This is a genomic window from Embleya sp. NPDC050154, from assembly GCF_044460165.1.
Lineage (GTDB): Bacteria > Actinomycetota > Actinomycetes > Streptomycetales > Streptomycetaceae > Embleya.
Window position 1 is genome coordinate 102,433 of sequence record NZ_JBITJP010000011.1, and the last position, 25,624, is coordinate 128,056.

Annotated in this window: 21 protein-coding genes; 8 read left to right on the plus strand and 13 right to left on the minus strand. The window is 72.3% G+C overall.

Features of this window, described 5'->3' with window-relative positions:
- Positions 1-2 precede the first annotated feature (2 nt).
- From ACIBSV_RS23610 to ACIBSV_RS23620, 3 genes are read right to left on the minus strand one after another with little or no spacing between them, the layout of a single operon-like run.
- Complete coding sequence (locus ACIBSV_RS23610) at positions 3-1,001, minus strand: ABC transporter permease (RefSeq protein WP_395866101.1); 999 nt, start codon at positions 999-1,001, stop codon at positions 3-5.
- On the minus strand, positions 998-1,948 hold the full coding sequence (locus ACIBSV_RS23615; RefSeq protein ID WP_395866103.1) for an ABC transporter permease: 951 nt from the start codon (positions 1,946-1,948) through the stop codon (positions 998-1,000). Before ACIBSV_RS23615 ends, ACIBSV_RS23610 begins: the two co-directional genes overlap by 4 nt.
- Positions 1,948-3,567 (minus strand): ABC transporter substrate-binding protein, encoded by a 1,620-nt coding sequence (locus ACIBSV_RS23620; protein WP_395866105.1) that lies wholly within the window; start codon positions 3,565-3,567, stop codon positions 1,948-1,950. The genes ACIBSV_RS23615 and ACIBSV_RS23620 overlap by 1 nt, the downstream gene beginning before the upstream one ends.
- Before the next feature lie 168 nt (positions 3,568-3,735).
- On the opposite strand from ACIBSV_RS23620, the gene ACIBSV_RS23625 reads away from it, so the two are divergent.
- The 3 genes from ACIBSV_RS23625 to recQ all read left to right on the plus strand — a co-directional run bounded on the left by ACIBSV_RS23625 (position 3,736) and on the right by recQ (position 8,720).
- Entirely contained in the window at positions 3,736-4,824 is a 1,089-nt protein-coding gene (locus tag ACIBSV_RS23625) for a LacI family DNA-binding transcriptional regulator (protein ID WP_395866107.1), read from the plus strand.
- Between the two features lie 142 nt (positions 4,825-4,966).
- Entirely contained in the window at positions 4,967-6,484 is a 1,518-nt protein-coding gene (locus ACIBSV_RS23630; RefSeq protein ID WP_395866109.1) for an aldehyde dehydrogenase (NADP(+)), read from the plus strand.
- 166 nt (positions 6,485-6,650) lie between these two features.
- Positions 6,651-8,720 (plus strand): DNA helicase RecQ, encoded by a 2,070-nt coding sequence (gene recQ / locus ACIBSV_RS23635; RefSeq protein WP_395866111.1) that lies wholly within the window; start codon positions 6,651-6,653, stop codon positions 8,718-8,720.
- Positions 8,721-8,857: 137 nt separating this feature from the next.
- Here recQ and ACIBSV_RS23640 read toward each other — a convergent pair whose 3' ends face one another.
- The 3 genes from ACIBSV_RS23640 to ACIBSV_RS23650 form a co-directional block, all read right to left on the minus strand.
- Complete coding sequence (locus ACIBSV_RS23640) at positions 8,858-9,391, minus strand: hypothetical protein (RefSeq protein ID WP_395866113.1); 534 nt, start codon at positions 9,389-9,391, stop codon at positions 8,858-8,860.
- Between the two features lie 189 nt (positions 9,392-9,580).
- Positions 9,581-10,333, minus strand: coding sequence for an anti-sigma factor domain-containing protein (locus ACIBSV_RS23645; protein WP_395866115.1), 753 nt, complete (start codon positions 10,331-10,333; stop codon positions 9,581-9,583).
- Entirely contained in the window at positions 10,330-10,914 is a 585-nt protein-coding gene (locus ACIBSV_RS23650; protein ID WP_395866117.1) for a sigma-70 family RNA polymerase sigma factor, read from the minus strand. The genes ACIBSV_RS23645 and ACIBSV_RS23650 overlap by 4 nt, the downstream gene beginning before the upstream one ends.
- A gap of 520 nt (positions 10,915-11,434) precedes the next feature.
- Here ACIBSV_RS23650 and ACIBSV_RS23655 point away from each other — a divergent pair.
- Together ACIBSV_RS23655 and ACIBSV_RS23660 are read left to right on the plus strand one after the other, a co-directional pair.
- Positions 11,435-13,000, plus strand: coding sequence for a molybdopterin-dependent oxidoreductase (locus tag ACIBSV_RS23655; RefSeq protein WP_395866119.1), 1,566 nt, complete (start codon positions 11,435-11,437; stop codon positions 12,998-13,000).
- A 112-nt stretch (positions 13,001-13,112) separates the two neighbouring features.
- On the plus strand, positions 13,113-13,790 hold the full coding sequence (locus ACIBSV_RS23660) for a fasciclin domain-containing protein (protein ID WP_395866121.1): 678 nt from the start codon (positions 13,113-13,115) through the stop codon (positions 13,788-13,790).
- Between the two features lie 219 nt (positions 13,791-14,009).
- Here ACIBSV_RS23660 and ACIBSV_RS23665 read toward each other — a convergent pair whose 3' ends face one another.
- Entirely contained in the window at positions 14,010-14,708 is a 699-nt protein-coding gene (locus tag ACIBSV_RS23665; protein ID WP_395866123.1) for a hypothetical protein, read from the minus strand.
- 109 nt (positions 14,709-14,817) lie between these two features.
- The gene (locus ACIBSV_RS23670) at positions 14,818-15,462 is read right to left on the minus strand and encodes a Crp/Fnr family transcriptional regulator (RefSeq protein WP_395866125.1); all 645 of its coding nucleotides are present in this window, start codon (positions 15,460-15,462) and stop codon (positions 14,818-14,820) included.
- 271 nt (positions 15,463-15,733) lie between these two features.
- On the opposite strand from ACIBSV_RS23670, the gene ACIBSV_RS23675 reads away from it, so the two are divergent.
- Positions 15,734-16,372, plus strand: a complete 639-nt coding sequence (locus ACIBSV_RS23675) for a transcriptional regulator (RefSeq protein WP_395866127.1) — start codon at positions 15,734-15,736, stop codon at positions 16,370-16,372.
- A gap of 47 nt (positions 16,373-16,419) precedes the next feature.
- Here ACIBSV_RS23675 and ACIBSV_RS23680 read toward each other — a convergent pair whose 3' ends face one another.
- The 5 genes from ACIBSV_RS23680 to ACIBSV_RS23700 all read right to left on the minus strand — a co-directional run bounded on the left by ACIBSV_RS23680 (position 16,420) and on the right by ACIBSV_RS23700 (position 23,240).
- Positions 16,420-17,628, minus strand: a complete 1,209-nt coding sequence (locus ACIBSV_RS23680) for a CapA family protein (RefSeq protein ID WP_395866129.1) — start codon at positions 17,626-17,628, stop codon at positions 16,420-16,422.
- Positions 17,629-17,939: 311 nt separating this feature from the next.
- Positions 17,940-18,770 carry a sirohydrochlorin chelatase gene (locus ACIBSV_RS23685; protein ID WP_395866131.1) on the minus strand — a complete coding sequence of 277 codons (831 nt, stop codon included), beginning with the start codon at positions 18,768-18,770 and terminating at the stop codon, positions 17,940-17,942.
- A 156-nt stretch (positions 18,771-18,926) separates the two neighbouring features.
- Positions 18,927-19,484, minus strand: coding sequence for a putative glycolipid-binding domain-containing protein (locus ACIBSV_RS23690; RefSeq protein WP_395866133.1), 558 nt, complete (start codon positions 19,482-19,484; stop codon positions 18,927-18,929).
- A 66-nt stretch (positions 19,485-19,550) separates the two neighbouring features.
- Positions 19,551-21,311, minus strand: coding sequence for a hypothetical protein (locus ACIBSV_RS23695; protein ID WP_395866135.1), 1,761 nt, complete (start codon positions 21,309-21,311; stop codon positions 19,551-19,553).
- 165 nt (positions 21,312-21,476) lie between these two features.
- The gene (locus tag ACIBSV_RS23700; RefSeq protein ID WP_395866137.1) at positions 21,477-23,240 is read right to left on the minus strand and encodes a hypothetical protein; all 1,764 of its coding nucleotides are present in this window, start codon (positions 23,238-23,240) and stop codon (positions 21,477-21,479) included.
- 400 nt (positions 23,241-23,640) lie between these two features.
- Here ACIBSV_RS23700 and ACIBSV_RS23705 point away from each other — a divergent pair, with 400 nt between their 5' ends.
- Together ACIBSV_RS23705 and ACIBSV_RS23710 are read left to right on the plus strand one after the other, a co-directional pair.
- Entirely contained in the window at positions 23,641-24,381 is a 741-nt protein-coding gene (locus ACIBSV_RS23705) for an SDR family oxidoreductase (protein ID WP_395866138.1), read from the plus strand.
- On the plus strand, positions 24,378-25,133 hold the full coding sequence (locus ACIBSV_RS23710; RefSeq protein ID WP_395866140.1) for an SDR family NAD(P)-dependent oxidoreductase: 756 nt from the start codon (positions 24,378-24,380) through the stop codon (positions 25,131-25,133). The genes ACIBSV_RS23705 and ACIBSV_RS23710 overlap by 4 nt, the downstream gene beginning before the upstream one ends.
- Positions 25,134-25,624 lie beyond the last annotated feature (491 nt).

Below are 25,624 nucleotides of genomic sequence, written 5' to 3' on the forward strand. Positions count from 1 at the left end.
GATCACCGCTCCCGCTTCGCGACTCGGTCGGCGATGCCTTCGCCGACGATGCCGAACGCGACGACCGCGACGACGATGCACACGCCCGGGGCGAACGACGGCAGCAGCACGTTCTGGAGCAGCGCCGATTGGCCCTCGTTGATCATCGATCCCCAGTCGGACTCCGGGGGTTGCACGCCGAAGCCGAGGTAGGACAGCGCGGCCAAGTCCATCAGCGCGTAGCCGAAGTTGATCGCCGACTGGGCCAGCACGGTGGGCGCGATGTTGGGGATCAGGTGCTTGACGCAGATGGTCCAGCCGGACCAACCCTGGACGCGATAGGACTCGATGTACGGCCGGGCCTTCTCCTGTGTGGCGACCGAGCGCACCAGGCGCCCGACGTACGGCGTGTAGGCGACGCTCATCGCGATCACCGGCGCGGTCAGCCCGCCGCCGAAGACCGCCACGAACAGGATCGCGATCAGCAGGCCGGGGAACGCGAACATCATGTCCATCGAGCGGGACAGGACCGCGTCGATCCAGCCGCCGCGCCACGCGGCGGCGACGCCGAACACGATGCCCAGGGCGGTGGACAGCACCACCACGAGCAGCGGGCCGAGCAGGCCGGTGCGCGCGCCGTGGATGAGCCGGGACAGGATGTCGCGGCCGGACTGGTCGGCGCCCAGCAGGTGGTCGGGCGTCGAGCCGGCCAGCGTCGCGGACAGGTCCACGGCGTTGGGGTCGTACGGCGCGATCAGCGGCGCGAACACCGCGACCAGGACGAGCAGCGCGAGCACGACCACGGCGCCGACGAACAGCGGCCCTTGGCGCAGCGCACGCAGCGCGCCGAAGCCGGGCCGGCGAACGACCCCGCCGGCCTCGGCGGTCCGACCGGGCTTGTCGGCCCTGCCGCTCTCGCCCCCGCCACGTTCTCGACCCGCGCCGCTCCCGCCGGGCGTCTCGCCGGTCATCCCCCCGGGCGTGTCGCCCCCGTCGGTCTTGTCGATCGAAATCTTGGTCACGAGGCACCTCGCCCGGTCAGGGAGACCCGGGGGTCGACGAGCGGTTGCAACAGGTCCACCAGCAGGTTGACCAGGACGAACGCGGCCACCGTGAGCAGCGTGATGGCCTGCACGACGGGGAAGTCCTTGACGTTCACGGAGGTCACCAGGAGCGAGCCGACCCCGGGGACCGAGAACGCCGTTTCCACGATCGACGTGGTCACCAGCAGGCCGGCGAGCATCGTGCCGCCGACCGTGACGATCGGGCCGAGCGCGTTGCGCAGCACGTGTCGCCGAACCACCTTCGACTCGGCGACGCCGCGCGCACGGGCCACCTCGACGTGCTCGCGCGAGAGTTCGTCGAGCATCGAGGAGCGGGTGACCCGGGCGAGCAGCCCGGAAAGCGTGAACGCGAGCGCCACTGCCGGCAGCGTGAGGTGCTCGACGCGCCCGCCGAAGCCCGAGCCGCCGCCGAAGGTGGGGAACCAGCCGAGCTTGACCGCGAACAGCGAGACCAGGCCGATCGCGGCGACGAACGCGGGGGTCGCGGTCGCGACACCGGTGCCGATCAGCACGAGCTTGTCCACGAAGCCGGGGCGCAGCGCGGCGAGGATGCCCAGCAGCACGCCGGAGACGATCACCAGCACCGCCGCGTAGCCGATCAGGAACGCGGTCGTGGGCAGGCGCGAGGAGATCAGGTCGGCGACGTCCTGGCGAAACTGCACCGAGCGGCCGAAGTCGCCGGTGCACACGTCGCCGAGCCACTGCGCGTACTGCGACAGGAACGGGTCGTCCAGGTGGTACTGGAGACGCACGGCTTCCTTGGCCTCCGGCGTCGCCGGGTGGCCCTTGAGCAGGAAGGTCACCGGATCCCCGGGGGCGAGGTGGATCGCGCTGAAGACCAGGAACGAGGTCACCAGCAACACCAGCGCCAACCCGAGAAAACGGCCCAGGAAGTAACGCGCCATCAGCCCGCGGCCCCGACGGTGGCGGCCCACGGCCAGTACAGCTGCGCGATCCCGGGCGCCGCGCCTGTGATGCGCTTGTTCATGAACACGTTGTGCGGCGGCTCGAAGAGCGGGATCGAGGTCAGGTCGCGCAGCGCGATGTCCTGGAGTTTGGCGGTCAGGTCCGAGCGGGCCGCGGGGTCGGCGGTGCCGGCCGCCTGCTCGTAGAGCTTGTCGTACTCGGGGTTGGAGTAGTTGCCGTAGTTGGCGAACGCGCCGGTGACCATGGACTCGTAGAACTCCAACGGATCGGGCGTGTTCGTGTAGCCGCTGGTGACGACCAGGTCGATGCCCTTGCGCGCCTCGGGGTCGGTGAACAGCGCCGTGTAGGCGTCCGGGGTGACGGTCTTGAGCTCGATGTCGAGCCCGATCGACTTGCCCGCAGCCTGGATGGCGTTGGCCGAGACGGTGATCTCCGGCGCGAGCGAGCTGGTCGCGAGCACGATCTTCTTGCCCGCGCCGCCCCCGGCGTCGGCGACGAGCTTCTTGGCCGCGGTGAGGTCCTGCTTCACCGGCGGGAGGGTCGCGAAGTAGGTCGGCGCCTTCTCCGGGGCCAGGCCCCAAGCGCCGATCGGGGTGAGTCCCTTGGCCTCGTTGGCGACCCCACCCGCCGCGGCCTTGATCAGGCCGGTGCGGTCGATCGCCAGGGACAGCGCCTGACGCAGCTTCAGGTCACCCATGGTGCCCTGCAGGTTGGTGACGGCGAGCAGGTAACTGCCGCTGTTGGGACCGAAGTAGAGCTTGCCGTTGGGGGTGTTCCGCAGGCGCCCATAGGCACTGGAGGGCACCGTGTAGCCGCCGTCGACCGAGCCCGAGACCAGCGCGTTCACGCGCGCGGACGGGTCCTGGATGAAGACGAACTTGAACGCGTCGGCCTTCGCGACCAGCTTCGCGTCCCAGTACTTCGGGTTCTTCTTGAGCGTGATCGAGTCGCCCGGGGTCCACTTGTCCAGCGCGAACGGCCCGGTGCAGTTCACCCCGCCCTGCGGGTTGCCGTAGTCCTTGCCGGCCTTCTCGATCGAGGCGGCGCTCTCGACCGTGCCGGGCGAGGCCGCGAGCATCGAGTTGAGCAGCGCGTCCGGCTTGGTCAGCTTGATCGTGACCTGGAGCGGGCCGGTGGCGTCGATCGAGGCGACGTTGCGGAAGGCGGTGCCCCAGGCGGAGGCGAGTTCGGGGTCCAGGTGCCGCTTGAGGCTGGCGACCGCGTCGGCGGAGGTCATCGGCGTGCCGTCGTGGAAGGTGACGCCCTCGCGCAGGTTGTACACCCAGGTGAGCGGGTCCGGATTGGTGTACGAGGTGGCCAGGCCGGGCTCGATCTTCATGTCCGGAGTGGTCCGCAGGAACTGCTCGCAGACGTTCGCGAGCACGGTGTTGATCGGGTAGTCCCAGGCGTACAGGTAGTCGAGCGTCTGCGGCTCGGCGTACAGCGACCAGGACACCGACGGGATGGTGCCCTTGGCCGCGGGGGTGTCCGGACTCACCTGGAAGCCGCCACCGGGATTCGCGTTGTCGGACTTGCCACCGGAACAACCGGCCACGGCCGCGGCCGCGACGGCGACTGCTGCGACGGATCGGAGCATGCGCAAGAGAACCCACCTCTTTCCAGGGGGTAGCGGGGCGCTGGAGTTCTGTGGAGTATTGATGCGGGAACGTTCCCGCACAAGGGTTTGCGGGAACGGTTTTCTGAAGGTCATGGCGCTGTAACAGGAGCGTGACTCAGGGCTCGGCAGCCGGCAGCATGTGGCGTCATGAGCACTCCACCGCACGGCGGCGGCAAGCGTCCCGCGCCCGTACCCCGGGTCCGCCTCGTCGACGTGGCCCGTGAGGCGGGGCTGTCCAAGACCACCGTCTCGGCCGCCCTCAACGGCACCGGCCGGCTCTCCGACGCGGTCCGGCTGCACGCTCAGGAGACGGCTCGCCGACTGGGCTACCGACCGAACGCGACCGCCCGCCTGTTGCGCGCGGGGCACGCCCGGCTGATCGGGTACGCGGTGCGCGAGTACGTGGAGACACCGTGGTCGTACATGGAGTCGCCCTACTTCGCCCAACTCACCAGCGCCACCGCGCAGGCCGCGCTCGCCCACGGGTACGCGCTGGTCCTGCTGCCCACCCACACGGCCCGGGACGAGTGGGCGGACCTGCCGCTGGACGCGGCGGTGGTGGCCGATCCGCTCGCCGAGGACCCCTTGGTCGAGGACTTCCTGGCGGCCCGGATCCCGGTCCTCTCGGACCGCCGTCTGGAGGGCATGCCCGGCGCGCACTGGGTGGACATCGACCACGAGGCCGCCGTCCGCGGCGTACTGGATCACCTGGCGGCGGGCGGCGCGCGGCGGATCGGCGTGGTGGCCGCACACTCCACGTCGTTGTTCTACGAACAGGCGCTGACGGTGTATCACGCGTGGTGCGTGGAACGGGGGTTCGCTCCTCTCGTGGAGCTGACCCGGCGTCCGGGCAACCCGGCGACGCGTGCCGCGATCGACCACATGCTGGCTCGATCCGACCGCCCCGACGCGCTCTTCGTACTCACCGAGGCGAGCCCGCCGCTGATCCTGGAGACCGTCCGGGCTCGCGGCCTGAACGTCCCGCAGGACCTGCTGATCGTCTGCGTCAGCGACGACCCGACCGCCGCCCAGACCGACCCGCCGATCACCACGCTCAGTCTGCGACCGACCGAAATCGCGGCCGCGGGGGTCGAGTTGCTGATCAAGGCGTTGGAATCCGGCGACCGGAGCCCCACCGGCCGAGTCGTCCCGACCCGGCTCGAGATCCGGGACACGTCACGGCGAAGCGGGGATCATGGGTATTCGGACAAGGTCGGCAAAGCCGCTGCCCCGTAGCCGGGTTCCTTCGACGGCCGTCCCGGCGGGCTCCGCCGGATCGCCGCGGCCCGGGTCGCCCGGGCAGGGCCGCACGGCGCCGAGACCGCACCATGCCTGACCACCCCTCAGGCCTTCGTTCGTCCGACCCGGAGGAAACGCCGTGATCGAGTCGACCCCGACTCCCGCCACCGCCGCGCCGACAGCCGTGCAGGGGTACAGCCCGCGCACCGGGACGCCGGTCGGTGAGCCGCTGCCCGCCAGTACCGGCCCCGAGGTCGAACGTGCCGTCGCCGCGGCGCAGGCGGCCGCGCCGGCATGGGCCGCACGCTCCGGCGCCGAGCGGGCCGAGGTTTTGGAGGCCGTCGCCGACGCGCTCGACGCGGCGCGCGCCGAACTGGTCGCCGTCGCGGACGCGGAGACCGCGCTGGGCGAGCCGCGGCTGACCGGCGAGGTCGGCCGTACCTCGGGCCAACTGCGAATGTTCGCCGGCCTCCTGCGCGCCGGCGCGCACGTGGGCGCGGTACTCAGCCCGGCCGATCCGACGCTCGGGCGGCCCGACGTACGTCGCATGCTGCACCCGATCGGCGTGGTCGCGGTGTTCGCCGCGAGCAACTTCCCGTTCGCGTTCTCCGTCGCCGGCGGCGACACCGCGTCCGCGTGGGCGGCCGGCTGCCCCGTGGTGGTCAAGGTCCACGAGGCGCATCCGGCCACCTCGCTCGCGGTCGCCCGCGTGGTGCGGACCGCGCTGACCACCGCCGGCGCGTCCGCCGACCTGCTCGGCCTGGTCGCCGGTCGCGCCGCGGGCGGCCCGCTGGTCACCCATCCCGGGATCGCCGCCGTCGGATTCACCGGCTCGCTCGCGGGCGGGCGGGCTCTGTTCGACCTGGCCTCGGGCCGTCCCGACCCGATCCCGTTCTTCGGCGAACTGGGCAGCGTCAACCCGGTCGTGGTGCTGCCCGCAGCCGCGGCCGAACGCACCGAGGACCTCGCCGCCGGCTACCTCGGCTCGCTCACCCTGGGCACCGGACAGTTCTGCACGAACCCGGGGCTGCTGTTCGTGCCCGAGGACACCAAACTCCTGGACGCCATCGCCACGCGGGCCCGCACCGCGACCGGCGGCCCGATGTTGTCCGCCCGGATCCGCGACGCGTACGAGGGCGGCACCTCGGCGCGCGCGGGCCGAGAGCTGGCCCGAGGTACCGCCGCCGAGGGTGCCTGGGCGGTGGCGCCGGTGGTCTGGCACGCCGACCTCGCCGAGTTCCTCGCGCACGCGGCCGAACTGACCGAGGAGACCTTCGGCCCGGCCGGCCTGGTGGTCACCTACGCCGACGAGGACGCCCTGCTCGCCGCGCTCGGGCGCCTCCCGGGCAGCCTCACCGGCTCGGTGCACACCGTCGAGGCCGACCACCCGCTCGCCGCCCGGGTCGCCGCCGCGCTGCGCCCACGCGTCGGCCGGCTGATCCACAACGGCTGGCCCACCGGCGTAGCGGTGTGCTGGGCGATGCACCACGGCGGTCCGTGGCCCGCCACCACCGCGCCGGGACACACCTCGGTCGGCGGCACCGCGCTGGAGCGCTGGTTGGTGCCGACCGCCTACCAGGACTGGCCCGACGCCCTGCTGCCTCCGGAACTGCGCGACGCCAACCCGCTGGGCGTGCCGCGGGTGACCCAGCCCTGAACGCGCGGTTTCCGCCGGGCCCGGGAGAGGCCCGGCGGCAACCGGGGCCGCGTGTGGGTGGGCGATGGGCCGCGTCGTCCGCGCGGCGGGCGGCGTTGTGCACAGAGCGGACGGCGTTGTCCACGGAGGGGCCTCGGGTGTCACCGACAGCTCTTAGACTGCTCGGATGACAGCGCTCGACGACGGTCCCCAGATCAGCGAAGCGCTGCAGGTTCTGCATCGCGTCTTCGGTTACGACTCGTTTCGCGGGAGTCAGCAGGAGATCATCGACCACGTGATCCGGGGCGGCGACGCGCTCGTCCTGATGCCGACCGGTGGCGGGAAGTCGCTCTGCTACCAGATCCCGGCCCTGGTGCGAAAAGGCGTCGGGGTGGTGATCTCGCCGCTGATCGCGCTCATGCAGGACCAGGTGGACGCGCTCACCGCACTGGGAGTGCGCGCCGGATTCCTCAACTCGACGCAGAACCCGGACGAGCGGCGCATGGTCGAGTCGGAGTTCCTGGCCGGCGAGCTGGACCTGCTCTACCTCGCGCCGGAGCGGCTCAAGGTCGACGCCACCCTGCGGCTGCTGGACCGGGGCACCGTCTCGCTGTTCGCGATCGACGAGGCACACTGCGTGGCGCAGTGGGGTCACGACTTCCGGCCCGACTACCTCACCCTCTCCCAGCTCCACGAGCGTTGGCCGGACGTGCCCCGTGTCGCGCTCACCGCGACCGCGACCGAGGCCACCCACGCCGAGATCGCGTCCCGGCTGAACCTGCAACAGGCCCGGCACTTCGTGGCCAGCTTCGACCGGCCCAACATCCAGTACCGGATCGTGCACAAGGACAAGCCGCAGAAGCAGCTGCTCGACCTGCTGCGCGCCGAGCACGCCGGCGACGCGGGCATCGTGTACTGCCTGTCCCGGGCCTCGGTGGAGAAGACCGCCGCGTTCCTGGTCGACAACGGCATCGAGGCGCTGCCGTATCACGCGGGTCTGGATTCACGGGTGCGCGCCGCCAACCAGTCCCGGTTCCTGCGCGAGGACGGCATGGTGATGGTCGCCACCATCGCCTTCGGGATGGGCATCGACAAGCCCGACGTGCGCTTCGTCGCGCACCTGGACCTGCCCAAGTCGGTCGAGGGCTACTACCAGGAGACCGGCCGCGCCGGTCGCGACGGGCTGCCGTCCACCGCGTGGCTGGCGTACGGCCTCCAGGACGTGGTGCAGCAGCGCAAGATGATCGACGGCTCGGAGGGTGACCTGGCCCACCGCCGCCGGCTCGGCACACACCTGGACGCGATGTTGGCGCTGTGCGAGACGGTGGAGTGTCGACGGGTGCGCCTGCTCGCCTACTTCGGCCAGCAGAGCACCGCGTGCGGCAACTGCGACACGTGCCTGTCGCCGCCCGCGTCCTGGGACGGCACGATCGCGGCGCAGAAGGTGTTGTCGACCGTGTGGCGGCTCAAGCACGAGCGGCGTGGGCAGAAGTTCGGCGCGGGCCAGATCGTGGACATCCTGCTCGGCGCCAAGACGGCCAAGGTGATCCAGTTCGACCACGACACGCTGCGCGTCTTCGGCATCGGCACCGAACTGGGCCGGACCGAATGGATGAGCGTGGTAAGGCAGTTGCTCGCGATGAAGCTGATCGCCGTCGAGCCCTCGTACAACGCGCTCGTGCTCACCGAGGAGAGCGAGGAGGTGCTCGGCCGGCGGCGCGAGGTGATGTTGCGCCGGGAGCCGGAGCGGCCCGCCCGTGCGGCGAAGGCCGACAAGGCGGCCAAGGGCGGCAAGGGCAAGGCCGCGCCGGTCGAGCTGCCTGCGGAGGCCGCGCCGATCTTCGAGGAGCTGCGCGCGTGGCGTGCGGCCACCGCGAAGGAGCAGGGCGTGCCCGCGTACGTGATCTTCCACGACGCGACGCTGCGCGAGATCGCCGGCACCCGGCCGAGCACCCTGGCCGAGTTGGGCACGATCAGCGGCATCGGCGAGAACAAGCTCGCCAAGTACGGTCAGCCGATCCTGGACACGCTGGCCGGCTCCACGGCGGCCGGCCCCGCGCCGGCGCCCGCGCCCGCGCCCTCGGCCGCGCCCAAGACCGCACGCGCCGCCGAACTCACCCGTGAACCGGTGCCCGAGCTGATCCGCGAACCGCTGCCGGACTACCAGCCCGACTACCAGAACGACTACGAGCCGGACTTCGAACCGGAGCCGGAGTACTACCCGGAGTTCGAGCCGGACCCGGACTACCGGGGCTGACCGGTCGGGCGGCCGGGCCGGCCGGTAGGGGGCGCAAGCCCGTCCCGGCCCTGCTCGGGCCGGCCACCTCCGAACGCGAGAGTGGCCGGCCCCGGAGTCGATCCCCGGGGCCGGCCACTCGCGAAGCCGATGTTCGGTCAGCCCTTGGGCGCCGGACCGTCGCCGCCCTGTCCCGCGTCCAACTCGGCCAGCTCCGCCAGGAAGCGCTCGATCACGTCGCTGTCGGCCACCAGCGTGCCGACCGGCTCGCCGAGCACCTTGCCCGCGAGCTCCGTCCCGATCAGGCCCAGCTCCGCGTGCAGGGACGCACTCGCCAGGGCGATGTCCGCGTCCAGCCGCTCGTGGCCGGAGGTGACCAGCTCGTCCTTGATCCGCTGCCCCTCGGCGCGCGCCTCGGCGATCAACCGGGCGCCCTCCTCGGAAGCCTGCTGCCGGACCAGCGCGGCCTCCTTACGGGTCTCGACGATCTGCGCGCGCAGTTCGGCGAGCGCCGCCTCGCTCTCCCGCTGGAGTTCCGCCGCACGGTCGAAACCGCCTTCGAGCGCCGTGTGCCGCTTGGCGATCGTGTCCGCGATGCGCGGCAGCAGGATCTTCGCCAGGATGGCGAAGACCAGCACAAAGGTGATGAATCCAAAGATCAGTTCGGCGATATCCGGCTTGAGAGGTCCCATGCCTCGAAATCCTCGAACACGGCCGAGAACAAATCAAGTTCCGATCACCCTCGTGACCACTCCCGGTGTTCGCCGAACTCCGCCGCGCAGCCGCCGAGCCGGTCCGCGGCCCGAATACCTCCTGCGTACGGCCCGCGGAATCGGTTCGCCTGATCGCCTCGGCGCACTCGCCCCGGCCCGGTCCACCCGTCACGCCCGCCCGGCCGGGAAGTCGAGCAGCACGATCGGCTCCCCGCTCGGCTCCGCGGATCCGCCCGGCGGCTCCACGGTGACCCCGACCCCCGACGCCCGGTCGATCGCCGACGCGAGCAACGCCGTACCCGGCCGGATCACCCCGATCGAACGCATGTGGCCGTTGTCGTTGTACCAGCCCTGATATACCCGCGCGTTCGGCAACGTCGGAAGGCCGGACATCAGCAACACCGTCCGGTCGAGCGCGCGGGACACGATCACCCGCGCCGTACCGCCACCGGCCACCGGCGCAGACGCCTGGACCGCGTCCGGCGCGGCGAGTACCGCCTCGATCCGCGCGCTGCGCTCGCGCTCCGAACTCACCGCGCGCTCCGCCCTGCGGGCGTCCTGGTACTGGTCGATCGCGACACCGCCGAGCGCACCGAGCGCGGCCAGGCACGCGGCGAGCACGAAGGCCGTGAAGCGCCGGGCCCGACGCCGTGCGGTCCCCACGACCGGCAGTCGCACGGGCACCTCGGGCGGCAGTTGACGTACGGTCACGATGCCGTCCAGCACTCGCCGCCTGAGCTCCGCGGCAGGCGTCTCGGCAACCGCCGAGGCCAGCCGCGCGGCGGTCTCCCGGAACTCCCGAACCTCCTGCGCGCAGGCCGGGCACACGGTCAAGTGCCGCTCGAACTCCCGCTGTTCGTCCTCGTCGAGGGCGTGTACGGCGTACGCCCCGGTCATCGTGTGCAGGTCGGCGGGGGTCATGTGCCCACTCCCAGGCAGTCGCGCAGGCGGATCAGGCCGTCCCGCAGGCGGGTCTTGATCGTGCCCAACGGCACGTCCAGGAGGCCGGCCACCTCACGATGGGTACAGCCTCGGTAGTACGCCAGGGTCACCGACTGCCGCTGCAACTCGGTCAGGGTGCGCAGGCAACGCCGCACCTGCTCGCGTTCGAGCCGGGCCTCGACCTCCTCGGTCACCTGGTCGTACTCGGGCGTGTGGTCGCGTACCGCGGTGCGTTGTTCGCGATCGGTGGCCGCCTGCGCCGAGCGCACCCGATCGACCGCGCGGCGGTGCGCCATGGTCAGGATCCAGGCCATCGCGCTGCCCTTGTCGGGCCGGAAACGGGCGGCGGTGCGCCACACGTCGAGCAACACCTCCTGCGCCACCTCCTCCGATTGCGCGGGATCGCGGACCACCCGGCGCGCGACCCCGAGCACCGCGCCGATCACCGCGTCGTACACGGAGGCGAAGGCCTCCTGATCCCCCTGCGCCACACTCGCGAGCCGATCCTCCAGGGTCGGCCCGCGATCATCCGACGAGGCGATGTGCACGACGGTCCTCATCCGTCCTCACCACACATCCCGGCGCCACGGGTCACGAAGCCTCTCGCCGCGTAATCGCACAACCCGGTGCCGCGCATCGCGAATCCGCGCGCCCCGAACCCGCGCGTCCCGAAGTCGCGGGCCCCGAGTCCACGCCTCCCGGCACCGCGGCCGCTGCCGCCGTCGCCCCCGAGGCTGGATCCGCTCGCGGCCGCACAGCCGCCCCGGCGGCGGTGCCCATACCGATCACCCATGTCCCACTCCCGCTCGAGCCGCCCCGAGGACGTCACCCGTGGTGGGATTGCCCAAGCACTCCCGAACCACGCGTCCGTCCGGCACCGGATGCGGCTCCGATCGAACCGCGTCGCACCGGCGTCCGCCCGGTATTCGATGCCGAACGTCGAACGGATTGGTGCCCACGCCGGTCGATTTCCGCACCACGGGAGAGGACCCGGCGCACCCACGTCCCTCGATCGGATCGGCCCGACCCGATTCGGGTGAACGACCAATCCGCACGACCGTCGGTCGCGAATGGCCCGACGTGAAGGCAATCGGAACTCGCCGATGGACGCGGGCCGGACTGGGCGCGCTGAGCGGACTGCTGTCCGCCGGCGCCGCACTGGCCGTCGCCGAACTCGGCGCCGCGTTCGTCCGGCCCGAGGCGAGCCCAATTCCGGCCGTCGGGGGAGCGGTCATCGACCGCACTCCCCCGGCCATCAAGGACTGGGCCGTCCGGGAATTCGGCGACAACGACAAGTTGATGCTCCAGTCCGGAATTCTGGCCATCCTCGCGCTGATCGCACTCGGCCTCGGCCTGGTGTCGCTGCGGCTGCGTCGCACGGCGATGGCAGGCGTGTTCGCGTTCGGACTGCTCGGCGCGTTCGCCGCCTACCACCGGGCCGGCGCCGGTTTCGCGGACACCGTGCCGTCCCTGCTCGCCGGGGTCGCCGGGGCGGCCGCGCTGTGCCGGCTGACCAGGCCGGTGGTCGGGGTGTGTGCGGAGGATCGCGCGTTCGACCGCCGGGCCTTCCTGATCACCGCCGGCGCGGTGGCCCTGGGCTCCGCGGTGTCCGGCACCACCGGTCGGATCATCGGCAACGGGAAGCGGGCCTCGATCGCCGCGTTCCGCGACCGGATCCGACTGCCCACGCCCGCCGAACCGGCCCCGGCGCTGTCGGTCGGCACGGATCTGCGGTTGCCCGGCATGTCCTCGTTCACCACCACCAACGCCGACTTCTATCGAGTGGACACCGCTCTCGTGGTGCCGCGTGTGAACGTCGGGAACTGGTCGCTGCGGATTCACGGCAAGGGCGTGCGTACGCCGTTGACCTTCTCCTACGACGACCTGCTCCGGCGCCCACTGATCGAGCGCGACATCACCCTGACCTGTGTGTCGAACGAGGTCGGCGGCCCATACACGGGCACGGCCCGGTGGATCGGCGTACGACTCGCGGACCTGCTGCGGGAGGCGGGCGTACGGCCGCCCTCGCGCGGCGGCCCCGCCGATCAACTCGTCTCCCGCTCCACCGACGGAATGACCATCGGCACGCCGGTCGAGGTCGCCATGGACGGGCGGGACGCGCTGCTCGCGGTCGGCATGAACGGCGAACCGCTGCCGTTCGAGCACGGCTATCCGGTCCGGATGGTGGTGCCCGGGCTGTACGGATACGTGTCCGCGTGCAAGTGGCTCGAGGACCTCGAACTGACCACGTTCGCCGCGTACGACGCCTACTGGGTCAAGCGCACGTGGTCGCGGGAGGCGCCGATCAAGACCCAGTCGCGGATCGATACCCCGAAGCCGTTCGCCCGCCTTCGGATCGGCACGCCGGTACCGGTCGCGGGCATCGCGTGGGCCCAACACCGGGGCGTGTCCGCCGTCGAGGTCGGCGTGGACGGCGGCCCGTGGCAACCCGCCCGGCTCGCCGAGGTGCCGAGCGTCGACACCTGGCGCCAGTGGGTGTGGGAGTGGACGCCGACCACGGCGGGCTCGCACCGGATCGAGGTCCGTGCCACCGACGCCGGCGGCGCCGTACAGACCGACAAGCGCGTCGGCACGGTGCCCAACGGCGCCACCGGCCGGCATTCGGTGGTGGTCACCGTCACCTGACCGACGCCCCGAAGTCCAAGCGCACACCCGAGCCCCAAGCCTCATCGCTCACGCGGCCCAGGCTCCGGCGCCTCACGCCTCACACCTCACGCCTCAAAAAAGGAAGTCACCGATGACCACCATCCGTCTCCCCCGCACCATCGCCACCGTCGCGACCGTGGCCGCCCTCGCGATTCCGCTGGCCGCCTGCGGCAGCGACGACAAGGACGACTCGGCCAAGAAGACGGAGACCTCCGCGCCGGCCGCGGCGCCCTCGTCGGCCGGCTCCCCCTCGTCGGCCGCCGGCGCCCCCGGCGGCGCGAACCCGGCCTCGGCGCCGTTCGGCAGCGCGTGTTCGGCGGTACCCGCCACCGGCGCGGGCAGCTTCACCGGCATGGCCATGGACCCGGTCGCCACCGCCGCGTCGCACAACCCGGTGCTGTCCACCCTGGTGACCGCCGTCCAGACCGCCGGGCTCGTGGACACCCTCAACACGGCGCAGGACATCACCGTGTTCGCGCCGACCAACGACGCGTTCGCCAAACTCCCCAAGGAGACCCTGGACAAGGTCCTGGCCGACAAGGCGATGCTCACCAGGATCCTGACCTACCACGTCGTCGGTCAGCGGCTCGCGCCCGCCAGGCTGGACAACGGCTCGTTCGAGACGCTGGAGAAGCAGTCGCTCACGACCAAGGGCTCGGGCGAGACGTACACCGTCAACGGCACCTCGAAGGTGGTCTGCGGCAACGTGCAGACCGGCAACGCGACCGTGTACCTCGTCGACACCGTGCTGATGCCGCCGGCCTCCTGACCGGCCCTGCCCGACCCACCCGACCCGGCCCGGCCGGGTGGTGACCGACGGGCGGTCGTGTCCCCGCGCGTGGGGACACGACCGCCCGTCGGCGTGCCGAGCGCCCCCGGGCCTCTCCCTCCCAGGTCCGCGGGCACCGGCCGCCGAGCACCGGTCGGAACCGCCCCCATCGGTCGGCCTGCACGACCCGGCGCCCCGAGTGCGTCTCCACCCACCACGTCACCGAGGTCGGCTGACCTCACCGTCGAAGCTGAAGCCCCTGTCCAGCCCCCCGCGCCGGACAGTCGTCTTCCGCGTCTTGGGCGGGCTCACCGGTTGATCGGTATCCGTGGCGGGTGGACGTTGATATCCGGGCACGTACACCCACGCGGTCTCGTCGACCTCCTTGGCTCGCACGTGCACCTCCCCATAGGCCGCGCTCTCCAGGCCGCCACGCTCCGGAACGACCACCGCCTCGTGCCACGAACCGGACACGATCAGCGCCAGACACGCGCGCTCGGCGGCGGCCAGCACCGCGCGCAGCGGGTCGGCGTTGACCAGTCGGCAGGCGGTGTTGATCGCGCTGCCCGACCAACCGCGGATGTCCTGCACCACGTCGCCCGCGTGCAGGGACACCCGCAGTCTGATCCGCGCCTCGTCGCTGGCATGCCGGTCGTGGTTGCGCAGCCCGGCGTGCAACCGGTCGATGAACAGATCGGTCAGGTCCTCCTTGGGCACGTTCGCCGGGATCAGCAGGATCGCGCCGTCGCCGCGGTCCTCGACCACGCACGCGTCCCACGCGATGCCCGCCGATTCGAGCGCGGAGTGCAGCAGTTCGTACAGCCGCCCGCGCACCCACTCCTGCGTCACGTCCGAACGCCGGCCGAATCGCTCGACGTCGAGCACCAGGATCGACATGTATCGCGACTTGGCTCCCACGGATTCCCCCAACCGCCTACCGCGCCGTGCGCTCGCGCGCCTCGCTACCTGCCCCTCAAGGAGTACTCCGGCGACGGCCGGTTGTACGCGTCAGATGACACACAACGCGTTATCCGTCGGCCCATTCGCGCAACGCGGGCGGATCGGGCACCACGATGCTGCCGCGCCGGGTCCGCACCAGCCCGGACTCGTACAACACGCGCAGCGCCCGGACCACGGATTCGCGCGAGATGCCGATCGCGTCGGCGAGTTCCTGCTGCGTGGTCCGGATCACGTACGGCCCCTCGGCGCTGCCCAGGGTGCGGTCCGCCAACGCCCGGGCCACCCGGCGGCCGGTGGCCAGCGCGCCGTACTCGACCCGCCAGCGGTCCGACTCGCGAATCCGGGAGACCGTGCGGATCAACACCGCGTACACCAACGGAGCGTTCGTGTTGAGCAGTTCGCGAAACCGGGACAGCGGCACCAGGACGGCCACCACCGGGCCCAGCGCAACCACGGTCGCGGACCGGCCCCGCCCGTCGATGCAGGCGAGCTCACCGACCAGCTCGCCCGGTCCGCGGACCGCGATGGTGACCGCCGAACCGTCCGAGGTCGCCCGTTCGATCTTGACCTGCCCGTGCTCGATCAACACCACGTGACGCGGGTGGTCGCCCTCCATGAACAGCGCGTCGCCGCGGTCGTAGCCCAACCGCCGGCCGGACTCGCGCAGGACGTCCCGGAGTTCCTTGGGCAGTGCCCTCTCGTCCTCGGCCACACCCGCTCCTCCGTCGCCCGTGCCGCCAGAGCTTAACCACGCGCATTCCGATCGGTCAGGCGTTCGCGGATCCCGCCGGTGGGCCGGGATCGAGGTCGGCCCGACCGCTCCCGAGCCGTCCGCGTGGCGTGGTCGGCCCTTCGGTGGGTGTACCCATCCGGGCCGACGGACCGACCGGGCGGGAGTGGATCGGCCCGTTCCCGGGGAGGGATAGGACTCGCACGCGGGCGGAGCCCGGCGACCAGGAATCGACGAGTCGAACGGTGGCACGATGGACGCACGGATGCTCTACACCCAGGTCGTACAGGACCTGACCACGGGATCCACGAACCGGTTCGTGGACCGGGCCGAGGCCGGCCAGGTCGAAGCCGAGGCACTGCGCCGGATCGCCGGCGAGGAGTATCGGATCATCCTCAGCGATCGGCGCTCGTTCGCGTTGCTCGCGGCCCGATTCCCGGACGCCGCGCCGCTGTTTCTGGCCCTGGCCGACGGCGAGGGCCGAGCGTTGCAACTGCTGATGCCGTACGCGGAGGCGGTCGGCCTGACCGCCGCCGACCTGCTCGGGTACGCGCCGAACGCCGCCGCCCAGGGCTACCCGCATCACCTGGCCTGGCTCGCCCAGTTCGGCTCGCGCGCCGAGGTGGCCCTCGCGTTGTTGGCCAACTTCGGTTTCTGGGGCGGTTATTGCGAGCGGTTCGCCCGGGCCCTGCGTACCCACCACGAGTTGACCGAGGATCAGGTCGCGTTCTTCACCTTCTTCGCGGAACTGCCCCCGGGCTTCGAGGACGCCGCGCTGACCCTGTTGCAGACCGGACTGGACGCGGGTGACGACCAGGAGGGCGCCAAGACCGCCGCTCGCCTGATGCAGAGCTACGAACTGGCCTTCTGGGACGCCCTCCCGACGTCCTGACGCAACGAGCGCGGCCGGCCCGGCCGACCGCACCGCGCCCGTGCGCCCTACTTCGACTCGGTGAGCCCCGCCCCGGCCGCCCCCTCGGAGAGCACCGCCTCCACCACGCTCGACCGCGCGGCCTCCAGCAGCGTCCGGGTGTCCGCCGGGGTGCCCGGGTCGGCCAGTGCCTTGTTCACGTCCAGGATCCGGAACGGCGGCCCGGGGTGCGAGTACAGCGGGCGGAACCGCGCATCGGTCACGCTCCACGTGCCCGCCGCGTCCCGGGAGAACGTGAACAGCCCGGCCGAGCTGTAGTTGCCCCTCGGCTTGTCCGGGAAGTTGGCGAGTTCGTCGCCCATCCCGTAGATCACCCACGTGCCGTTGACCTTCTCGTAGGCCTGCGGCACGTGGTTGTGCGTGCCGATGATCAGGTCGAAGTCCTTGCTGCCGTTGTCCGTCGAGGCGGTCAACTCCCGTGCCAAGGTGCGCTGTTGCTGGTCCGGCTCGCGCTGCCACTCGGTCCCCCAGTGCACGCTCAGCAGAACCAGCTCGGCGCCGGCGGCCCGAGCGGCCCGGGCCTGGGCGATCATCCGCTGCTTGTCGATCACGTTGACCGACCACGGCTTGCCCTCGGGCAGCGGGATCCCGTTGGTGTCGTACGTCCAGGACAGGTGCGCGACCTTGACGCCCTTGACGTCCATGATGGTCGGCGCGGCCTCCTGCTCGCTGCGCGCGCTGCCCGCGTGCCGCACCCCCGCCGCGTCCAGGGTCTCCAGCGTGCGCTGGACTCCCTTGAAGCCGCCGTCGAGGGTGTGATTGGACGCGGTCGAGCAGCCGTCGTAGCCGGTGTCCGCGAGCGTGCGGGCGATCTGCGGCGGCGCGGCGAAGATCGGATAGCCGGTGAACGGCCCCTCGGGCGGGGCGTACGGGGTCTCCATGTGACACAGCGCCAGATCGGCCTGCTGCACCAGCGGCACCACGTCCGCGAAGATCTTGTGGAAGTCGTTCCCGGAGCCGCCCGCGTCCCGCTCGGACTGGGCGATGATCGTCGGGTAGGCGAGCACGTCGCCCGTGGTGGTCAGGGTGAGGGTCATCGGCTGCCTACCCTGAGCCGCGGGCGTGGGCGCGGGCGCGGTGGGCGCCGAGGCGGCCGAGTCCTTGCGGGCGTGGTTCCCGGTCCGGCCGGAGTCCCAGACCAGGGTGATCAGCCCTGCCAGCAGACCGAGTGCCACCAGCGCGATCGCGGCGCCGTATCTCTTGCGTGACGTATCCATGGCCGCGTATTCCCCCCACGCGAGCGCCGCAGCGAAAGAGCCGCCGATTGGCGGAACTCTGCCGGCCCGCTCGTGACCGGCCAACCCTGATCCGCCCGGCCGTAAGCGGGATGTCGAGGGCTCGCGGCGCACGTCGGATCACTCGCCCGCCCGGGTCCCGAGGCGGGCCGGGGCAACCCGAATCGGCGGCGCATGGCACGGGGGGAGCCATGCGCCGCCTCGCGAGGCGCGCGCGGCCGAATCCCGGGTGGGGACAGGATCGGGGCCTGTCCCGGGGATCTCGGCTTGGTCCGCGCCGCCCGGCAGGGGCCCTAGCCGCAGGCCTCCAGGTACTTGTGCAGGACCAGCTTCGCGACCGAGGTGTGCGCACCGATCGGCTCGGCCGCCGTACACCCGGCCTGGGCCGCGACCTCGGCGATCCGACCGGCTTCGACATCGGGACCGAGCACGTGCGGCGCGAGCGCTATCGAGGCCGCGCCCATCTCGCGCAGCCGCTCGGCGGCGACCGACACCGTCTTCGGGTCGCCCAGGTCGGCGGTCATCACCGGCAACGCGAGTCGGGCCGCGAGCAGCACACCGGTCACCTCCGCCGCGGCGACCGCCTCCGGGCCACCGTCGGTGACCAGCACGATCCCCTCGGCGGCGGTGGCGACGCTGAACAAACGGGCCCGGTCGGCCCGGGCCAGGCCGGCTTCGGACAACCGCTCGTGCAGCACCTCGGCCAGCAGCGGGTGCGGACCGAGCACGCCGCAGCGCAGGAACTCGCCTTCCGCGGTGGCGAGAACGGCCTCGGTCCGGGCCGCGGCCTCGGCGTCGGGACCGAGCAGGAGCGGGACGACGACCGCCGACGGCGCGCCGCGCAGGACGGCGGCGAGGTCGGTGCCGCCCTCCTCTATCACCACCGGCCGGATGTCGAGTCCGGGCAGATCTGCGCCGGCCAACAACGCGACCTCGCTCACCAGGGCGAGCAGGTCGGCGTTCGCGGGGCCGGGCACGGCGAGAATCAACGGTTTGGCGGCCTCCGGGAGTTCGTGGGAATCGGGCCGACGGTGCCGTCCGCCCTGACGGGGTTGCGGCACCCGGGTGGGCAGACCTGGAGTGCGGGCGGGCAGCGGGGACGCTGCGTCCGAGGAGGAGCTCATGGGATCGAATTTTATGGAATCCGGCCAAAGCCTTCACAGCAGGACGACAAGAGCAACAGGACTGTTACGGCCATGATCACCGCCGGCGCTGCCGGTGGCCCGGATTTTACGGCTCCGGCGGCGGCCGACCCACCGTCGACCGGGTGCCCGCCCCGCTCAGATTCGGGTGGCCAACTGTGGATAGTCCACCACCAATCCCTCCCGATCCACGAGCAGATCGCTGCGGAAATCACCGGACTCGTAGCGCACCCGAGCCCCGTCGGGTTCCACGCCCAGGTGCGTGTACGTCTGCCAGGACGGTGCCACCACCAACTCCGGCACGGCCACGAAGGCCATCAGGAAGCGGTGCCGGCCGGCCTCCTCGTGCAGCCCGTGACGCAGGATCGGCATCGTGTTGGTGAGCGGACACAGGCCCAGGTCGCAGTCGAGCGCGTCGGCCAGGTCCGGCCGGGGCACGCCGTCCACCGTCCAGCCGTCGGCCGTGCGCCGCAGGTCCAGCCGTCTGGTCTCACCCGCACCCTGCGCGACCACCCGCAATCGGGTGGTCACGTAGTCCTGCCCCGTCTCCAGCTCGTAGGTGAGCCGATACGACCGCGGCGTCGTGCCCAGGGCCTCGCCCCGCGCGGAGAGCCACGACTCCCCCAACTCGACCCACGAGGTCTCCTGCCCGCCGCTCTCGGTCACCTGCCACGTCAGTACGCGCTCATCCGTCACGTGTGCATCGGTACCCCGATTCGGCCATCCGCACCAACGCTTTTCCGACCCCGGCACGGGCCCCGTTCAGCCGGCCGCGGCAGCCGCGGTGGCGAACAACTCGGGCAGTGTCCCGGCGAACGAAGGGGCCATCCGCGCGGCGATCACCCGGGCTTCCAGGCCCTCACCCAGGTATTCGCGGATGTACTCGGCCATCCGCGCGCGCTGCGCGGCGGCCGACTCCGGTTCCGGCGCGTAGCGCTGGATCCGGTCGTACAGCTCCAGCGCCCGCTCGGCGGGCGTGGCGGCGATGAACACCCGCTCGGCCAGATCCGGAATCTTCGTCAGCTCGACACGCAGCCGACGCACCTCCTTCGTGTAGCTGTCGTCGTGCGGGTACACCCGACGCCATCCGCCGCCGACCGGCCACCGCTCGCGCAGCGCCTCGCCGTCGTCGGCGGCCTCGGCGATCGGGGCCGGACAATCCGGAAGCGCGGTCAGGTAGCGCGCGGTCGCGGCCGGCAGCGGCGCCTGGGCGTGCGCGGCCTCCAGGGCCGACCAGGCGGCCCGCGGATCCCAGGGTGCGCCGATCAGGAAGCCCTGCGGCACCCGCGGGGGGTCCGACCGGGGCGACCGCCGGGCGAGGCCGCGCTCGTACTCGGCCCGCAGCCGCGCGCGGCCCTCCTCGCCGGCCTCGAACATCGCGCGCAGCTTCGCCGCCGGCCCCTCCCGCAGCGGCAGGTCCTCGACCAGGCTCGCCGCCCCCGCGACACCGTGCCGATCCCACAGGGCGAGCAACGCGCCGAGCAGGACCGCACGATGCACGGGCACCACGAACGGCTCGTGCTGCCGCCTGTTCCCGAAGGTGTCGCGGAACAGCGGGCGCAATGCCTGCGTCCCGCCCTCCTCCCACGTCCGGATACACGTGGACACGCTCACGTTCGCCTGCCGCACCCGCAGCAGCGCGGCCCGCACGAGCGTCGGATCGCCGGACCACACCCCGGGGCGCCGGTAGCGGATGTTGTCCGACCGGAGCGCCCGCGTCCTCGTGTCCGGGTCGAGCGGGACGGTGCCGGCGGCGGCCATGATCCGGTTCCGCTCGCGGTCGCCCGCCCTGGGGTTGTTGTAGACGGCCGCGTTCACCTCCGGGACGCCCAGATCGATCAGCGCGTCGTGCGCCTCGGCGCGCACCGATCCGGCGGCGGCCAGCGCGAGCCGCTGCTTCGGCGTCGCGCGACGCACCACCTCGGCGACGATCGGCCCCGGCAGCAGGGCGCCGAAGTGCACGAGGTCGAGCACCGTACGCGGGCGCAGGTGCGGCACGAGCGCGGTCAGCAGCTCGGGGCGGGCCGACAACAGCAGTTGCCGCCATTCGGTGGCCACCGTGCGCGGCGGGGTCGGGATCACCTCGGTGCCGCCCGTACCGGCGCCGGCCGCCTCGACGAGTTCGGCCACGGTGCCCTGGCAGTCGGGCAGCAGTGCCAACAGCCGTGACCACGCGCGCGGGTCGGCCCCCAGGTGCCGCTCCAGAAGCGCGGTCACCTCGGTGGTCGGCCGCAGGTAGGAGAAGGCGTCGTGCGCGGCGCAGTGCCGGAGAAAGCGCAGTGCCGCGACGGCGGGTCGCGCCTCGGCGAGAACCTCGGTGGTCACCCGGATGTTCGGGTTGCGCGCCGCGGCCCGGATCAGGTCGGCACCGGTGCCGTACCGGATCACCGAGGTGATCAACGCGGCCGGGAGTCCGCGCGCCTCGCCCAGGTGCGGGGCGTAGGTCCCGCGGACTCGGGCGAACACCTCGCCGTCGGCGTTGTCCAGCGCGGCGAGCAGCGCGAAGGCGGAGGCATAGTGCATGTCGGATGCCCTCTCGGGAGTCGTGGCCCACTCGGGGACGAAGGGTGGTGGCACACACGGGAACGAGCGATGGGGTCCGCCGGGGGACCGACGGTGGTGGCCTGCCCGGGGGGACGACGGTAGTGGTCCGCCGGGGGGCGAGCGGTACGAGGACGGATGTACGGGTCAGCCGCGGGCGGCACCGGCCGCGGTGGTGACCAGTTCGGCCAGACTTCCCTCGAAGTGCGGGAGCAGGCGCAGGGCGACCGCCGCGAAGGCCGCACGGTCCGCCGGTTCCACCTGACTGTCGATCAGTTCGCGGAATCCGTCCCGAAGTTCGCAGGCCGTTCGGGTGTCGGGAAGGATCGTCTCGCGCAGCCCGAGCAGTTCCGCGGCCAGGGTGGCCCGTCGACCGGTCAGGACCTCGGCGATCGGCAGTCGGCCGGCGGCGAGGTCGCTCGCGATCCGGAACTCGGCCTCGCCGCGCCGCCGTGACCTCGGGTCCCACCACTGGACGGGGGCCGGCCAGGGCCCGCACCGGCTCATCTGTGCCGAGGGCGGGCCGAATTCGATCTCGCGGCGCAACTCGTCGGGACAGCCGTCCTGTTCGGCCAACAACGCCAACGCCCGAGGCGGGAACGCGCTGCGGCGGTGCGCTCGGCCGATCCGCGCCCAATCGGGGGTACTTGTCTCCAGCATCGGCCACTCGAAGGCGGGCACATACCGGCGCAGGCGCCGGACCAGCGGTGGGTCGCCGATCGACCTGGCGATCCACGCGCGCAGTTCGGTGTCCGCGGCGGGCGAGGTCAGCAGGTCCCGACAACGGTCGGCCAGCCGGGGTTCCGGCTCCAAATCGTCCAGCAGGTCCAGCGCGGCGCGGGCTCCGGCGCATTCGTACAGCCGCAGCAGGGCGATCAGCAACAGCGAGCGATAGCGCGGGCTCCGGAACACCCGCGGTCGGGTGCCGTCCCCGCGCGGCGGGAGGGTCCGCAGGTGCGCGCGCAGCCCCTCGATGCCCTTGTCCTGCCAGATGGTCAGGCACTCGGGCAGGGTGATCGCCATCGCTTCGCGGTTGAGCAGCGCGGCGCGCACCAGTAGCGGATCGCCCGACCACAGCGCGGGCAGACGGATCGTGCTCGCCCAGTCGTTGCACACCCGTTCCACCAGAGTCGGGTGCAGCGGCGTCGAGGACGCCATGATCCGGGCCCGGATCGCCTGCCCGGTACGCGGGTTGAGGTAGAGGGCCGCGTTCGTCGCCGGGTCCGCCAGGGCGAGCAGCGCGCCGGCCACCTCGGGCCGGGTCCGCCGGGCGCGGGCCAGCGCCAGGCACTGCGCGGGGGTGGCCCGGGCGATCACGTCGGCGAGCACGGCGTCCGGCACCCGGGCCCCGAACCGAAGCAGGTCGCGCACGATGTACGGAGGCAGCGCGGGCAGGAGCTCGGCCAGGCATGCCGGCGGCGCGAGCAGCAGCAGGTGGCGGAACTCCACCCGCAGTTCGACCGGTACGCGCAGGCCGGGCGCCTCCTCGCCCGCGCCCGCCGCCTCGATCGCCGCGCTCAACGGCCCCGCGAAGGTGGGCAGCGACGCGAGCAGTCGGCCCCACGCGGGTGCCGAACCGCCCAAGTGCCGTGCCATCGATTCGCGGATCCCGCGGGTGGCCTCGGTGTAGGCGCGCGGATTCCCGGGCGCGAGCGAGCGCAGCGCGCGCAGGGTCGGCAGCGCGGGGCCGGTGTACAACTCGGGCAGCGCGCCGCGCGGAAGGCCCAGGTTGCCGGCGATCGCGAACAGCGCGGCGTCGTCGCCCGCCCGCAGTGCGCCGAGCACCACCGAGGGCGGCAGCACCTCGGTGTCGCGAAGCGCCGCCGGCATCTCGTCCCGGATCCGTGCGAAGATCATTCCGTCGGCATCGTTCAATTCGGCCAGCAGCGCGATGATGGCGGTCTTCGACACTCGTGCACCCTCCGTGGCGTCCTCACCTGGACGCTACGGGGTCCGGCCGACAACCACTCGGCCGAGGTGCACCCACGCGCCCGGCGCACGCGGGTGCACGCCGCCCGGCCCCGGTCACCCGCCGTCGCGTACCGGCCCCGGCCTGCGGGCAGTCGCGCAGGCGCACCGGCGGATGTCGAAGTCGGGGATTGCCGTGGACACATGGCGCGTCGAGCACCCGCCGGTGATCTCCATCGCACCGAAGAACCGGTCCTCGACCGGCGCCGCGCCCGGGGATCGGGTGAGGGCGCGCCGCGGGTGAACGACCCCGGTGGCCGACCCGCGAGTCGGATCTGACGCATGGTCAATTCGACGACTCCGTGGTTCCATCGCGCTGTCGATCACCACCTTCGGAGGTCTCGTGGCGGAACGTGTTGCCCTCGTCGTGGGTGCGGCCGATCTCGGCGAGGCGGTCGCGCACCGGCTCGCCGCGGACGGTTGCGAACCGATCCTGTGCGATCCGGGCGATCCCGGCCCGGCCGCCGCCCGCATCGCGGCGGCGCGCGGCGGGGTGGAGCCGGCGACCGTACGCGCCGCGCTAAAGGACCCGGACGAGTTCCGGACCGTCGTCGCGGCGGGCCTGCGCGCGGCCGGACACGACGCGGTGGACGTGCTCGTGTACACGCTGCTGTCGGCCGACGCCTTGTCGCCCCGGCCGCTGGCCACGCTCACCGAGGCCGAGTGGCACCGGCTCGCGGAGGACCCGGTCCGGCACGGCCTGACGGTGCTTCAGGTGGCCCGCGAACTGCTTGCCCCGCGCCGGGGCCGGTTCGTCCTGGTCGTGCCCGCCATCGCCCTGGAGGGCGCCGCCGATCTGGTGCCGGCGGCCACCGCCGCCGAGACGCTGCGCGCGCTGGCCAAGTCGGCGGCCCGGCGCTGGGCGGTCGACGGGATCACCGTCAACATCGTCACCCCGGACGTGTTCGCCTACGGCGCGGAGCACTTGCGCGGCACCGACGTGGACCGGGGCGAGGCGGTACTGCCCGGCCCGAGCACCGCGCGGGACGTCGCGGACGCGGTGTCGTTGCTGCTCGCCCCGGCGGCGGCGCGGCTGACCGGGACCACCCTGATCGTCGACGGAGGAGCGCTGATGACGCCGTGACCGAACACGTGGCGTTGGTGACGGGTGCGGCGGCCGGCCTGGGCAAGGGGATCGCGCTGGCCCTGGCTGCGGCCGGTTCCACCGTCGTGGTGACCGCGCGCAGACTGGCTTCCGCCGCCGAGGTGGTCGAGGAGATCACCGCGCGCGGCGGCAGCGGGTGGGCGACCGAGTGCGACGTGACGTCGGCGGAATCGGTACGTGCCGCGGTCGAGGCGAGCGCGGCCCGGTTCGGCGGGCTGCACGCGGTGGTGCACAACGCGACCTCGCGCCGCTCCAGCGAGCCGGTGGACTTCGAGCGGGCGCGTCCGGAACTGTGGCGCGAGCACGCCGACGTCTCGCTCACCGGTTCGTTCACGGTGGCCCACGCGGCCTACCCGCGGCTGTGCGAGACGCGGGGCGCGTTGTTGTTGCTCACCTCGCCCGCCGGCATGCGCGGCAGCGCCAATCTGTCCTTCTACGCGGGCGTCAAGGGCGCACAACGCGGCTTCGTCAAGGCGCTGGCCCGCGAATGGGGTCCGAGCGGCGTCCGGGTCAACGGCCTCGCGCCGCTGGCCGTGACGCCCGCGCTCGCGTCCGCGTTCGAGGCGGACCCGACCATGGAGTCACGGATAGCGGACAAGGTCCCGATGCGCCGAGTCGGCGATCCGGAAACCGACATCGGCGCCCCCGCGGTCTTCCTGTGCGGCCCGGGCTCGCGCTACATCACGGGGCAGACGCTGATCGTCAACGGAGGTCGGGATACTTTTCTGTAGGGCGACTTCGTCGCCGGCTCGCGAGGCACCGCTTTATTGGGCGACTTCGTCGCCGGCTCGCGAGGCGCCACTTTTTCGCTCCCCCGCTTCGCTCCTCCGCGAAAAAGTGGCGCCTCGCTCGTGACTTCGTGTCCCTGCGCTTCGCTCCGGGGCACGAAGTCAATGCTTGCGGCTCCGCCGCTCTCCGCGCTTCGCGCGTCGATCACGAGGTCTCGCCCCCGTCGTGGGCGCTGACGCGCCAAGCCGCAGCCGGCTTCGGCGACCCGGGGAAAGCCCGACGCGTCACCGGAGCCAACCGGCCACGCGCGGAAGCCCAATCCGTCTCCGCAGCCGCCGCAAGCGACCGCGGGCGGCCACGTCGGGGGACGCGGGGTCGGAGCAGGCTCCCTCGCTGCCTGTGAAACCCCAACCTCCGCACCGGAGGCAACGGGTGGAGCGACTCAAGGCAACCCAGGACACGAGTGCGGCATATCGATCGAAACCGGACCGTA